The 14,014-nt window shown below is 41.2% G+C and carries 12 protein-coding genes; 4 read left to right on the forward strand and 8 right to left on the reverse strand.

Annotated features, from left to right (window positions below):
* Positions 1 to 158: 158 nt before the first annotated feature.
* On the reverse strand, positions 159 to 1,148 hold the full coding sequence (locus AC4HAL_RS08950) for an L-lactate dehydrogenase (protein ID WP_491093882.1): 990 nt from the start codon (positions 1,146 to 1,148) through the stop codon (positions 159 to 161).
* A gap of 214 nt (positions 1,149 to 1,362) precedes the next feature.
* Here AC4HAL_RS08950 and gyrA point away from each other — a divergent pair, with 214 nt between their 5' ends.
* Entirely contained in the window at positions 1,363 to 3,825 is a 2,463-nt protein-coding gene (gene gyrA, locus AC4HAL_RS08955; RefSeq protein ID WP_491093883.1) for a DNA gyrase subunit A, read from the forward strand.
* On the forward strand, positions 3,812 to 4,600 hold the full coding sequence (locus AC4HAL_RS08960; protein WP_491093884.1) for a class A sortase: 789 nt from the start codon (positions 3,812 to 3,814) through the stop codon (positions 4,598 to 4,600). The genes gyrA and AC4HAL_RS08960 overlap by 14 nt, the downstream gene beginning before the upstream one ends.
* 424 nt (positions 4,601 to 5,024) lie before the next feature.
* On the opposite strand, the gene AC4HAL_RS08965 is transcribed toward AC4HAL_RS08960, so the two are convergent.
* On the reverse strand, positions 5,025 to 5,183 hold the full coding sequence (locus tag AC4HAL_RS08965) for a bacteriocin BlpI (protein WP_491093885.1): 159 nt from the start codon (positions 5,181 to 5,183) through the stop codon (positions 5,025 to 5,027).
* Between the two features lie 382 nt (positions 5,184 to 5,565).
* Here AC4HAL_RS08965 and AC4HAL_RS08970 point away from each other — a divergent pair, with 382 nt between their 5' ends.
* A complete protein-coding gene (locus tag AC4HAL_RS08970) occupies positions 5,566 to 6,183 on the forward strand; it encodes a hypothetical protein (protein WP_447452264.1) in 618 nt (205 codons plus the stop codon).
* Positions 6,184 to 6,369: 186 nt separating this feature from the next.
* Here the strand turns inward: AC4HAL_RS08970 and AC4HAL_RS08975 are convergent, their stop codons facing one another.
* The 6 genes from AC4HAL_RS08975 to AC4HAL_RS09000 all read right to left on the reverse strand — a co-directional run bounded on the left by AC4HAL_RS08975 (position 6,370) and on the right by AC4HAL_RS09000 (position 11,920).
* Positions 6,370 to 8,088, reverse strand: coding sequence for a phospho-sugar mutase (locus AC4HAL_RS08975; RefSeq protein ID WP_491093886.1), 1,719 nt, complete (start codon positions 8,086 to 8,088; stop codon positions 6,370 to 6,372).
* Positions 8,089 to 8,525: 437 nt separating this feature from the next.
* Complete coding sequence (locus AC4HAL_RS08980) at positions 8,526 to 9,098, reverse strand: ECF transporter S component (protein WP_491093887.1); 573 nt, start codon at positions 9,096 to 9,098, stop codon at positions 8,526 to 8,528.
* Positions 9,082 to 9,636 carry a phosphopantothenoylcysteine decarboxylase gene (gene coaC / locus AC4HAL_RS08985; RefSeq protein ID WP_491093888.1) on the reverse strand — a complete coding sequence of 185 codons (555 nt, stop codon included), beginning with the start codon at positions 9,634 to 9,636 and terminating at the stop codon, positions 9,082 to 9,084. Before coaC ends, AC4HAL_RS08980 begins: the two co-directional genes overlap by 17 nt.
* A complete protein-coding gene (locus AC4HAL_RS08990; RefSeq protein WP_491093889.1) occupies positions 9,629 to 10,312 on the reverse strand; it encodes a phosphopantothenate--cysteine ligase in 684 nt (227 codons plus the stop codon). Before AC4HAL_RS08990 ends, coaC begins: the two co-directional genes overlap by 8 nt.
* A gap of 156 nt (positions 10,313 to 10,468) precedes the next feature.
* A complete protein-coding gene (locus AC4HAL_RS08995; protein ID WP_491093890.1) occupies positions 10,469 to 11,158 on the reverse strand; it encodes a DUF4956 domain-containing protein in 690 nt (229 codons plus the stop codon).
* A gap of 18 nt (positions 11,159 to 11,176) precedes the next feature.
* Positions 11,177 to 11,920, reverse strand: coding sequence for a polyphosphate polymerase domain-containing protein (locus AC4HAL_RS09000; protein ID WP_491093891.1), 744 nt, complete (start codon positions 11,918 to 11,920; stop codon positions 11,177 to 11,179).
* A gap of 331 nt (positions 11,921 to 12,251) precedes the next feature.
* Here AC4HAL_RS09000 and AC4HAL_RS09005 point away from each other — a divergent pair, with 331 nt between their 5' ends.
* On the forward strand, positions 12,252 to 13,922 hold the full coding sequence (locus tag AC4HAL_RS09005; RefSeq protein WP_491093892.1) for a formate--tetrahydrofolate ligase: 1,671 nt from the start codon (positions 12,252 to 12,254) through the stop codon (positions 13,920 to 13,922).
* Positions 13,923 to 14,014 lie beyond the last annotated feature (92 nt).

Consider the following 14,014-nt stretch of genomic DNA (forward strand, 5'->3'; position numbering starts at 1 on the left):
TTTTATTTTGACCAAATTCAAGTAAATACCTTAGTTATTGTCACCTCAGGCCATATTTTTCTAGAGAATTTTTAAAAAAAGACAAACTCCCAAAAAGAAGTTTGTCTTCGGTCTGAAACGCTCCATCGGAGCGTCTTTTTCACATATAGAAATTATGATTAGTTTTTAGAAGCTTCTTGGAATTCAGGGTTCTTCCAAGCTTCATCAATAATTGCTTTTAATTCTTGAGCAGAAGCCTGCATTTTTTGTTTTTCTGCATCGTTCAATGGGATGTTGACAGGGCGAACAATACCATGGGCACCAACGATAGCAGGTTGACCAACAAAGACATCGTTAACGCCTTCATATTGACCGTCTTGGAAGACAGAGAGCGGCAGAACAGCATTTTCATCATCCAAAATAGCTCTTGTAATACGAGCCAGAGCTACAGCAATACCATAGAAGGTAGCTCCTTTTTTGTTGATGATAGTATAAGCAGCATCACGAACCCCTTCAAACAGATCAACTAATTCAGTTGCATTAAAGTTTTGGACATCCTGCAAGTAACTTTCAAGATTAACACCGGCTACGTTAGCGTGTGACCAAACAGCAAATTCTGAATCACCGTGTTCACCCATAATGTAGGCATGAACAGAACGTGCATCCACATCAAGCTTTTCAGCAAGAGCTTGACGGAAACGAGCAGTATCAAGAGATGTACCTGAACCGATAACACGTTCCTTAGGGAAACCTGAGAATTTCCATGTTGAGTATGTCAAGACATCAACTGGGTTCGCAGCAACCAAGAAAATACCATTGAAACCAGATTTAACAACTTCGGTAACGATTGATTTGTTGATGGCAAGGTTCTTACCAACCAAATCTAGGCGTGTTTCACCTGGTTTTTGAGGAGCACCAGCAGTAATAACGACAAGATCAGCATCTGCACAGTCTTCATATTTCGCAGCATAAATCTTTTTAGGTGACGTAAAAGCAAGTGCGTGGCTAAGGTCAAGTGCGTCACCGACAGCTTTTTCAAATAATTGAGGAATCTCGATAATACCAAGCTCTTGAGCGATACCTTGGTTAACGAGTGAGAATGCGTAAGATGATCCTACGGCACCGTCACCGACAAGGATGACTTTTTTATGTTGTTTAGTTGCAGTCATGTCTAAACATCTCCTTAATTTTTTTAGGCTTAAACCCATACGACTCTATCTTACCACCTTTTTCAGAAAATGTCACTAAGAAATCAAGCTATTGCTTTGATAAAGAGGCTGAGAGTGCTTGCTTTAAAAATTGAAAAGGGCTGAAAATGCTGAAAAGATACTGTTTTTATGGTATAATAATAAGGTATATCTAAACAGGAAAGAGATAGCTTTAATGCAAGACAGAAATCTAGTAGACGTTAATCTGACCAGTGAGATGAAAACCAGTTTCATCGACTACGCCATGAGTGTCATTGTTGCTCGGGCATTGCCAGATGTCAGAGATGGTCTCAAACCAGTTCACCGCCGTATTCTATATGGTATGAATGAACTGGGAGTCACGCCAGATAAGCCCCATAAGAAGTCTGCTCGTATTACAGGGGATGTTATGGGGAAGTACCATCCCCATGGTGACTCCTCGATTTATGAGGCCATGGTTCGGATGGCTCAGTGGTGGTCCTATCGGCACATGTTGGTGGATGGCCACGGAAATTTTGGCTCTATGGATGGCGATGGTGCGGCAGCTCAGCGTTATACTGAAGCACGTATGAGCAAGATTGCCTTGGAAATGCTCCGGGACATTAATAAGAATACAGTTGACTTCCAAGAAAACTATGATGGTAGTGAACGTGAACCCATGGTTTTACCATCACGCTTTCCTAACTTGCTTGTCAATGGGGCGACAGGGATTGCTGTTGGGATGGCAACTAATATCCCACCACATAACTTAGGTGAAGCTATTGATGCGGTTAAGCTTGTTATGGATAAACCAGATGCTACGACCAGAGATATCATGGAGGTCTTGCCTGGACCAGACTTTCCTACAGGTGCCCTTGTTATGGGAAAATCAGGGATTCACCGTGCTTATGAGACGGGCAAGGGGTCTATTGTACTGCGTTCGCGCACAGAAATTGAAACGACTAAATCAGGTCGCGAACGTATCGTTGTGACAGAGTTCCCTTACGGAGTTAATAAAACCAAAGTGCATGAACATATTGTTCGGTTAGCCCAAGAAAAACGTGTAGAAGGCATTACAGCTGTCCGTGATGAGTCCAGTCGGGAAGGTGTCCGCTTTATCATTGAGGTCCGTCGTGATGCCTCTGCCAATGTTATACTGAATAATCTCTTTAAACTAACAAGTTTGCAGACCAACTTTAGTTTTAATATGTTGGCGATTGAAAGTGGTGTGCCAAAGATTTTGTCTTTACGACAAATTATCGAGAATTACATTGCCCACCAAAAAGAAGTTATTGTTCGTCGGACTCAGTTTGACAAGGAAAAGGCTGAAGCTAGAGCCCATATTTTAGAAGGCTTGCTAATCGCTCTGGACCATCTAGATGAGGTTATTGCTATTATCCGTGGCAGCCAGACTGACGCAGAGGCTCAGGCCGAATTAATGTCGCGTTTTGATTTGTCTGAGCGGCAAAGTCAGGCTATTCTTGATATGCGTCTGCGCCGTTTAACCGGTTTGGAACGCGATAAAATTCAAAATGAATACAATGACCTCTTGGCTTTGATTGCTGATTTAGCTGATATTCTGGCCAAGCCAGAGCGAGTTGTTAATATTATTAAAGAAGAGATGGACGATATTAAGCGAAAATTTGCTGATGGTCGTCGCACCGAGCTGATGGTGGGGGAAGTGCTCTCACTGGAAGACGAAGATTTGATTGAAGAAGAGAATGTCCTGATTACACTCTCGAATAAGGGGTATATCAAACGCTTGGCCCAAGATGAGTTTAGAGCTCAGAAGCGCGGTGGCCGTGGTGTTCAAGGTACTGGTGTCAATGATGATGATTTTGTTCGTGACCTAGTTTCAACCAGTACCCATGATGCGGTGCTCTTCTTTACGAATCAAGGTCGAGTCTATCGCCTCAAAGGCTACGAAATTCCAGAATATGGTCGAACAGCCAAGGGATTACCGGTTGTCAATCTCTTGAAATTAGCAGAAGGTGAGACTATCCAGACGATTATTAGTTTGGAGCAGGGATCAGTAACTGAGAAATCCTTCTTCTTTACAACAAAACAAGGTTTGGTTAAACGAACAGGAGTTTCTGAATTTGCCAATATTCGCCAGAATGGTCTTAAGGCTCTTAATCTTAGAGAAGGTGATGAACTGATCAATGTCCTCTTGACTAGCGGTCAGGATGACATTATTATTGGAACGCAGTTTGGTTACTCTGTGCGCTTTAATGAGACTACTGTCCGCAATATGGGACGCAGTGCTACAGGTGTCAAGGGAATTACCCTGCGTGATGGGGACTTAGTTATTGGTGCCTCAGTCATCACCGAAAATCAAGAAGTACTGGTGATTACAGAAAAAGGTTATGGGAAACGCACCCAAGCGTCTGAATATCCTACTAAGGGCCGCGGTGGTAAAGGAATTAAGACAGCTAATATTACGGCTAAAAATGGTCAGTTGGCTGGTCTGGTAACCATCAGGGGTGAGGAGGATATCATGATTATGACTGATACAGGTGTTATTATTCGTACAGGCGTGTCTGATATCTCTCAAACCGGCCGCTCAACAATGGGAGTTAAGGTGATGCGTCTAGATGACCAATCCAAGATTGTAACCTTTGCGCTTGTCGACAATGAGGAAGAAGAAAAGGAAGGACAAGACACTGATGGCCAAGACTAATACGACACAGCATCACAGCCGTAAAAGACAGGATAAGTCGCGGGCTTCTGGAAAAAGGTCTCGTTCTTGGTTGCGTACGATACTGATTATTCTTCTTATGTTGCTTGGGTTGGCACTGATTTTTAACCGCTCCATTCGAAACTCAATAATTGCTTGGAATACAAATAAGTATCAAGTATCTAAGGTATCAAAGCAGACTTTGAATAAAAACAAGAAAGCAGACGTGACCTATGATTTTGATTCTGTAGAATCTATCTCTGCCCAGTCCGTTCTTTCCTCACAAATGGATGCTCAAAATCTGCCGGTTATCGGTGGTATTGCTATTCCGGATTTGGAACTGAACTTACCAATCTTTAAGGGGCTTGGCAATACTGAGTTATCGTACGGAGCAGGTACGATGAAGGAGAATCAGGTCATGGGGGGCGAAAATAACTATGCTTTAGCTAGTCACCATGTTTTTGGTGTCACTGGTGCTTCGAAAATGCTGTTTTCTCCCTTAGAAAATGCCAAGGAAGGTATGGAAATCTATGTAACGGATAAAAATACCGTTTATACCTATATCATTGCAGAGGTTAAAACAGTTGATCCGACGGATGTTGCTGTGATTGATGATACACCCGGTGCTAAGACTTTAACCTTAGTTACTTGTGACGATGCCGAAGCATCACACCGTATTATTGTCAGTGCTAATTATAAAGAAGAAACAGCCTATAATAAGGCCTCACCTAAAATCATTTCAGCCTTTAACCGTTCTTACAATCAATTATCGATGTAAGAAAAATCAGCTTCTGCAAGATGCAGAGGCTGATTTTGAATTTCTAAAAATAAAGGCTTGCCCACTTTGAAGGGGGAAGGCAGGCCTAGTATTTTCATGAAAATTGTTAAGGAAGCATCTCATTCATATTCAATAAAGCTTTGCTTCCTCTGATACTCATTTGATTTGAATCGGAATTTGATCTATCTGGAAAAACTATAAAAAGGGAGAGGACTCAAATACAATTTTTTGAAATTGATGAATCCTCTCACCCTCCCTATTTTGATAATTTTGTTTGGTTCAGTACTGACAAAACTTAAAATTTTATTCCTTAATAGCTTAGAAAGAACCACAATTCAGAAATAGCTCATCATACTAAAATGGGGAAGGAGCCCCTTACTATTGAATTATAGAATCGATATTTTTTAGCAATTAGGTAGTGAGATTAGTAGGCCTCACCGCCACAAAAGAAAATACTACCGCCGAGAAGACCAAATGCAGCAATTCCTGCGAGACATTGGCTAACAGCATCACCACCGTTAATCTCAGTTAAAAACTTTTCGTCTATTACATCAAATTGTTCAAATGCTAATGTTTTCATCATATAAAAACCTCCTTGTAAAAAATTTTATACCTTCCAAAGCGAGCGGTACCAATTCGTTTGTCAGATACATTTTCATTTTAGTATATCTTAAGTGAAATTCAAGAGGAGGAGTCTACTTGTTAGAAAGGCTTAGTTATTTCGTAAATACGATAATAATTTTCTCGAAGTTTACTTAAACATTGGGGGTCAAGCTTCTAAATAATCATAATAGAAAAACTAAGCATGACACCGAAAAGTAGAATAGAATGCAAGAATTAGGGAGTTCTTTAGCAGTGTTTTTCCTATGCTGATAATTTTCCAAGCTACCTTTTCCTTTAAAGATAAGTTATAATAAAAGAAAACAGTTTTGCATTCTTTAGTAGCTAGGTGAAAGGGAGATCGTATGCGGAAGTTTTTACAGGTAAGCTTTTATGAGCTATCATTTTATGTCGAAATTTTGATTTCTCTTATTTTAATGGTCGTTCTTGTCATCTCGACGGGCTCTTTGGCCATGAATGTTATGGGAATTTTTAATTCCCAAGCCTCTATCGAAGAGTATTTGCAGCATTTTCTCAATCAAGCTATGAGCATTGCTATCGGCGTTGAGCTGATAAAAATGCTGAGTAAGCATACCTCTGCCACCATCATTGAGGTTTTACTCTTTGCTATAGCTAGGCATGTTGTCATAGATCAAAGTAGCGGCCTGAATTCTCTGTGGAGTATTTTGGCTATTGTAGCCTTGTTTGCAACTCGTAAATATTTGTTTACTAATTTTGATGATTCTACTAATATTATTGTCCGGGGAAGTCAAAAGGTTAAGATTGCCAATATTTTAGCACGTGTCAATTTGGTTGGTGAGAAGGGTGAATTATTAAGGGATTTTGTTGTCCGTCACTTGGAGGCCGAAGAAAAGCATGTTACTATCGGCGCAGCTGTCTATTTAAATGATGTTGCCCTGCGGGTTGATAGTATGAAAAACGGTCTGATTACCAGAGTGGAAATCATAAAATCACTTTCATGATGTAATGATGTAACAAGCAAGTTCAAGTTTCTTCCCTTACGGTAACGCACTAGGCCTGTAGTAAGGAACCTCCTGGGTCGAGGCAATAAATAAGAAATAAGTTTTTCTATATATCGTAAGATTGTAAGCTAAAAAGGGTTTCCGGATAGGAGACCCTTTTCTTGTCTAGGATTTGATCTAATCAAATTAGCCAACGAAGGCATTAATTTCAGACTCAATTGCTGCGATTTTAGCTTTAGCATCTTCTTGTGAAGTACCGACTGTAGCAATATAAAATTTAATTTTTGGTTCGGTACCAGATGGGCGTACGGCAATCCAAGCGTCATCTGCTAGGCTATATTTAAGGACATTGCTAGGCGGAGTGGTCAATTTTTCAACGACACCATCTTGACTGGTCGCTGTTAACTCAAGGAAATCCTCTGTCTTGATAATATCGGTATGATTAAATTGTTTAGGAGCATCCTTGCGAAATTTATCCATGATTTTCTTGATTTCAGATGCGCCATCAACACCTGAAAGAGTAACAGAGATGGTTTTCTCTGCATAGTAACCATACTCTTTGTAGATTTCAGCGATACCGTCTGCTAAGGTCATGTCCCGAGAGCGATAGTAGGCTGCGATTTCAGCGACAATGAGGACAGCTTGAATAGCGTCTTTATCGCGTACAAACGGTTTAATCAGATAGCCGAAACTTTCTTCAAAGCCAAACATATATGTGTGATTATGTTTGTCCTCAAATTCCTGAATCTTTTCAGCGATGAATTTGAAGCCAGTTAGGACATTGAACATGGTAGCTCCGTAACTTTCAGCAATCTTGGTAACCAATTCGGTCGATACGATTGATTTAGCTAGAGCAGCATTAGCAGGCAGAGTGCCAGCTGTTTTATGAGCCTCTAAAATATACTTAGCAATCAAGGCACCGATTTGGTTGCCTGTTAGATTAAGATAAGAGCCATCAACTTGACGAATTTCAACACCGAGACGGTCTGCATCGGGGTCAGTAGCCACCAAAACATCAGCATCAGCCTGACGTCCCAAATCTTCAGCTAGAGCAAAGGCTGATTGGTTTTCAGGATTTGGCGATTTAACTGTTGAAAAATCAGGGTCAGCGACCGCCTGAGCTTCGACAACCTGAACAGAGTCGAAACCAGCCTGAGCCAGCGCGCGGCGAGTCAACATTTCACCTGTACCATGCAGAGGTGTGTAGACAATCTTCATATCCTTGCCGTACTCATCAATAAGATTTTGGTTAATGTTGACAGCTTTGACTTCTTTAAGATATTCCTTATCAACATCTTCACCAATGACTGTGATAAGGCCTGCTTCCTTAGAAGTTTCAAGTTCAGCTAACTGAATATCAAAAGGATTATCAATTGAACGGATAAAATCAGTCAGGGCATCAGCATCAGCTGGCGGCATCTGACCACCATCTTCACCATACACTTTATAGCCATTGAATTGCTTAGGATTGTGACTGGCAGTTACCATGATGCCAGCAAAGGCTCCAAGGTGGCGGACAGCGAACGATAGTTCAGGTGTAGGACGGAGACTTTCAAAGACATAGGACTTGATACCGTGCTGTGCCAGTACTTGAGCCGATTCAAAGGCAAATTCTGGGGAAAAGTGGCGAGAATCATAGGCAATAGCAACACCACGCTGTTTAGTAGCATCCCCCTTTGTTTCGATAAGTTTGGCTAAGCCTTCGGTGGCCTGACGTACCACGTAGATGTTGATACGGTTAGTACCGGCACCAATAATGCCGCGCATACCGGCGGTTCCAAACTCAAGGTTAGTATAAAAAGCGTCCTCCTTGGTCTTTTCATCCATGCTGACGAGTTCGTCGCGGAGATAGTCAGGAAGAGCCGCAAAATTAAGCCATTTTTGATAGTTTTCAGTATAAGTCATGATTGCCTCCTCTATATTTTTAACCGCTTTCATTATATCATATCAGCAGGATGACTTCAAGATTGGGGAAAGCCACTAAGCGTGGGGTCATATTCACCGCTTCCTGCTATATCGCAGGGAAAGCGCTTTTTACATTCTCTTTCTCTTAGCAAGAGCGGGAGGACAGTCTGCTTTTATTAGTTGATTTGAACGAGCAGTTTGGCAGGGTGATTGATTGTTACCTTAGCAACAAATAGAAAAGTGAGAGAATTTAAATCCTTTGAGTTGCTGATTTCTTATAGATCATCTGATAACTTCATGATTTTGTGGGTATGACAAAGTCATCAGAGCTATGTGCCTTAAATCCAAGGTTTTTGTTGCCCCTTGTTTTAAGTCATGTTCGGGCATTAAAAAACATCAGCACTGATCAATGCTGATGCGATGGAGAAGTGTAATAGTTAATATTTTAAGCGCTGAAGTACAGGTACTGTAGCAGTTGTAACTACAGCCGCGATCAACATTTCAGCAATAGCATTGTTAGTGAAAACAGCAGCTAGAAGTGTTTGGATATTGCCGGAATACACTCCCGAGAAGAGAAGATAAATTCCTAAAAAGACAAAAACGGTATTGGTCAGAGCTCCTGATAGTCCTGAAAGGAACAGTCCTGTACGAGTGGATAATACTTTATAGATAAAATAAGGAAAAATACCGATTAAGATGCGTGGAATTAGGGCAACGATCAAGGATCGCCAGTTACCATCGGGTGCAAAGGGAGAGAAGAGGTAGCTGGTTGGAAGGATGATGATGCTGTTGCGAACAACACTCATTATTCCCATGAAGCCACCGAGAGTGGCGCCGATTTTAGGACCGTAAATAATAGAGGCTATAATAACAGGGATAGAAGTAATGCTTGGTTTAATAGGAAGTGGAAAGGCTGCAAATATCATCTGGCTGATAAATTCAATAACAACCATTGTTGCTAAAAGCAGTGAAATCTGTGCAACTTGACGCGATTTATTTTTCTGATTCATCTAGAGCCTCCTCGATGACTTCTATAATATCTGACAGTTCAGCTAGGGCACCGCGACCGATATCGCCGCAGGCTAGCAGACTGGACCGTGGCTGAATTTCTTGATAGCCAACCTCATTTAAAATAGATAGATTACGCTGAGTTAAAGGGTTGTCATACATTTTTGTATTCATAGCTGGGGCTATGAATTTAGGAAGATCGTTTGGGAGTGCAAGGGCTGTTGCGGTGATCATGCTGTCTGCTAAACCGTTAGCCAGCTTGGCGATAGTGTTAGCAGAAGCCGGAGCTAGAACAAAGAGATCAGTCTCTTTACCAAGCTCAATATGATTGATACGGTCTGCTACCTTCTCTTCCATGACATTGGTATAGACCGGATTTTTGGACAGCACTTGCAAGGTCAGCGGTGTGATAAACTTGGTAGCTGCCTCTGACATTATAATCTGTACATTGTAACCTAATTTTTTTAGCTGACTGGTTAAATCAGCCGATTTGTAGGCTGAAATAGAACCCGAAACAGCTAGTAAAATAGTTTTAGCCATGTGTTACCCTTTCTAAAATTAGAGCAGCAATAGCCTCTTTGGTATCTGCTCTGAACTCCTCAGTCTCAGAGACCAAATAGCCTACATGCTTATTAAAACCAATATCATTAAGGTCATTGGCAAGAATATAATCAGCATGATTCTTAATCAGGCTCTCACGAGCAACTGCAATCAGTTCTTCATGGGGGGCACCTACTAAGAGTTTAAAACCTACAAGCCTGATAGCTGGGTTCCAAGACTTAATCAGGCTGATAACCTTTGGGGTTTTAGCCAAGAAAAGTACTTGATAATCAGCTTTGCTGGAGATTTTAGCTTCTTGGTTTTGTTTGTTTAAGAGTTGTGCTGGGTCGCTTACTGACTGTAGTTCTGCTAAGTCAGTCATGTAAACCGGTGTGTAATCTGATACAGCCATACTGTGAATGAAAACATCTTGGCTTTTAACTAAAGGTTCTAATACATTTATTAAAGAAGAAACGTTAGTAATTTCATGAATTGTTAGTTTAGGATGTTTGGCAGGTTTGATAGCAGATTTGACGGTAACCAAAGTGACCTCGTGTCCCGCTTTTAAAAAGCACTCAGCTATCACTTTACCAAGTGAACCTGTGGACTGATTAGTAATCTTACGAACTGAATCAATAGCCTCAGAGGTTCCTCCCGATGTTATCAAAATTTTCATAGCTGTATTGTACAAAATTACCTAATATTTGTAAATGATTTAGCCCGCGAGAACAGCGGTTCTGTACGAGGTTGGTGTGATTGTATAGGTGAAGGAATTGAAGAAAATTTTTATATAAAAACTTGGCCAAATTGACCAAGTTGATATATTGAAAAATTAGAGATTTTTTTTCTTTTTAGCCTTTTTGCTGATAGTAACATCAAGTCCGCCGATGCTCTTTAAAAGTGTTTGGTTAAGCTCAAAATCGTGTACATCAGACTTAAGATCGACTTCATATACTAAATTCAATTTCTCGTCTTGCTGGCTACTGGCGAGAGAAATCAAGTCATAGGTGGTACAGAGCTTTTTAAAAACAGCCAGTAGTTTACTTTCGATATCAGGTTGCTGAGTCACTGTCAGAGTTAAGAGCCGCCGTGTTTGACTGTCTGAGATAGCTTTTGTGCGTTCTAATACAAACCAGATAAACAGAAGAAAAAGGGTAAAAATGCTTGCTAACACAAGGAATCCCATACCCGAAGCTAGGCCGATAATCATGGATAGAAAAATCGCAAGCAGTTCACGTGAGCCACTGGTCGCAGAACGAAATCGGATCAAGCTAAAGGTTCCTGCGACGGCAACACTGGTTCCTAGATTGCCGTTGACCAGAAAAATAACGAGCGTTATAAGGCTGGGAAGCAGGGTTAGTGTCACGACAAATTCTCGTGTATAAAGAGTACGGTATTTGTAGACCCAAGACAGACAGCTTCCTAAAATCAGACTGACTAAAATGGCTAAAACCAGCATACTAGCATTAACGGAGGGGGTTTTATCTGTTGGGAATACTGAATTAAATAAAGTTGCTAACATACTGTTCTCCTTTAGAGTTTAAATAGGGTTAATGGGAAGTCCCTGTGATTTATGATAGGCAGTATTATATTTTGAAAAATGGCATTCCTTGATGCCGTATTTGTCGAGAATGGACTGAAGCCATTCAGGCATATTACCTGGAGCTTTGATTTCCATAATGACCTGATTGTCATCCAAAAGAGGATAGCCATGATGCCCTTCAAACATAGTGACGTGTTCATCACGGTAGGTAATATGCTGATCAATAGTGACGCGTATCTTTGTATAGGGGTAGCCTTTGATGGTGTGCTTTTCTTTAAGTGAGTAACGATCGTAGTAGATAAACATACGGGGGATAAGATTTTTATAGCGTTCACGCAGGGTATGGATTTCTTCCACAATGTGGGGATCTGTGATGTGTTCATCAGAAATTCCTTGAGTAATAAGTTTTGTTGCAGACAGTGGATTGGAAACCAAACGGAATTTATGCCCGATACCTTCGGAATCTTTTTTCTTAATTTCCAAAAAGACCTGGCTGTCTGGCTGCGGGTTAGAAATATAGGTGCGCAGACGAATCTTTTCACGATTGTGTCTGTGGGCGATAGAGTCCTTAATAATTTCAAAATTACCGTTGTCAAAATAAATATTAGTAATAGTTGAAGTTGGATAGTCGTCCTCTGCCAGATAAATTTTTAGGTCCTTGATTAAAGCACCTAATTGCTCTTTATTAACCATGTACTTGGTTTCAATCCGTTTAAAAGTAGTTTGCAATTCTTTGATCATACCGCTGTCGCTCCTTAGTAATTAGTGGTGCCTAGTATAGCAGGGACGTCTTACGAACTAATTAAGGTCATTTTTGAGTTCTATTGCGATATTAACCAATATCTTACAAATATTAGGAAACTGTGTAACCTTCTAATAAACAATTAATAATTCTTTCGCGACAGCTCCTAGCAAATATAGGCGCTAAGTGGAGCATCCTGTAAGAGTTTTCCCTATCGGATGCAGATAATACCAGTTATTTCCGAACATTAATTTATTAATTTTTTTGAAAAATGCGTTTTTTGTCTAGCTCTGCTATAATAAAGTCATAATAATCTTTAAGGGAGTCACTATGAAATCTGATATCCAAATTGCTCAGGGTGTAGAGTTGCAACCAATTGCTGAAATTGCTGAACAGGTCGGTATTGATACCGATGATTTAGAATTATACGGTAAGTACAAGGCCAAGCTTTCCTTTGATAAAATACAGGCAGTAAAGGCTAATCCACCAGGGAAGCTGATCTTAGTGACGGCCATTAATCCCACCCCGGCTGGTGAAGGAAAATCAACGATCACAATCGGGCTAGCAGATGCTCTTAATGAAATTGGTAAGAAAACTATGATTGCCCTGCGTGAACCATCACTAGGACCAGTGATGGGAATCAAGGGTGGTGCTGCTGGCGGTGGCTATGCTCAAGTTTTACCCATGGAAGACATCAATCTGCACTTTACAGGAGATATGCACGCCATCACAACGGCTAATAATGCTCTATCGGCCTTGATTGATAACCACCTGCATCAGGGAAATGCGCTGGGTATCGACCAGCGTCGTATCATTTGGAAGCGTGTGGTCGACCTCAATGATCGTGCCCTTCGCCATGTAACAGTCGGACTTGGAAGTCCAATCAATGGAGTTCCGCGTGAGGATGGCTTCGATATTACGGTAGCCTCAGAGATTATGGCTATCTTGTGTTTAGCGACAGATGTGCAGGATCTTAAAAAACGCCTTTCCAACATTGTAATTGGCTATCGCTTTGACCGCAGTCCCGTTTATGTCAGAGATTTAAAGGTTGAAGGTGCTCTGACCTTAATTTTAAAGGATGCCATTAAACCTAACCTTGTCCAAACGATTTACGGTACTCCTGCCTTGGTTCATGGAGGACCTTTTGCCAATATTGCCCATGGCTGTAATTCTGTTTTAGCGACATCGACAGCTTTAGGACTGGCTGATTATACGGTGACTGAGGCCGGATTTGGGGCTGATCTCGGTGCGGAGAAATTTCTAAATATTAAGACTCCTAATTTGCCAACGCAACCAGATGCGGTAGTTATTGTAGCTACTGTTCGCGCCCTCAAGATGCACGGTGGTGTGACCAAAGCAGAGCTTGCTAAAGAGAATGTTGAAGCTGTCAAGTCGGGCTTTGCCAACCTCAAACGTCATGTGGAAAACATACGTAAATTTGGTTTGCCAGCTGTTGTGGCTATCAATGAATTTGTCTCAGATACATCGGCGGAGATTGCTGCTGTGAAGGAGCTTTGTGATAGTATTGGTGTAGCGGTTGAGTTGGCTAGTGTCTGGGCTAATGGTGCAAATGGCGGACTTGAACTTGCTCGAGCCGTCATTAAGACTGTTGAGCAGGAGCGGGCCGATTACCAAAGTCTCTATCATGACGATGATCGTTTAGAAGAAAAAATTAAAGCAATTGTTACCAAGATTTACGGCGGTCGTAAGGTCGTCTTTGAAAAGAAAGCCAGAACTCAACTGAAGCAATTTGTTGATCTGGGCTGGGATAAACTGCCTGTTTGTATGGCTAAGACGCAGTATAGTTTCTCTGATAATCCAGCTCTGTTAGGAGCGCCGGATGATTTTGAGATTTCTATTCGTGAATTTGTTCCTAAGACTGGTGCTGGCTTTATCGTCGCTCTGACAGGTGATGTGATGACCATGCCAGGTTTGCCCAAACAGCCTGCAGCTCTCAATATGGATGTGGCAGAAGACGGTACGCCGCTGGGATTGTTTTAAGAGCTGGGCCTTATAGTTTTTACGATATCGGTTGCTAAAAGAGGTAAATCTTTGACTTTTATTAATTAAAAGGTTAGACTAGATGGAGTATT

This window comes from Streptococcus sp. ELY_125, from assembly GCF_058314535.1.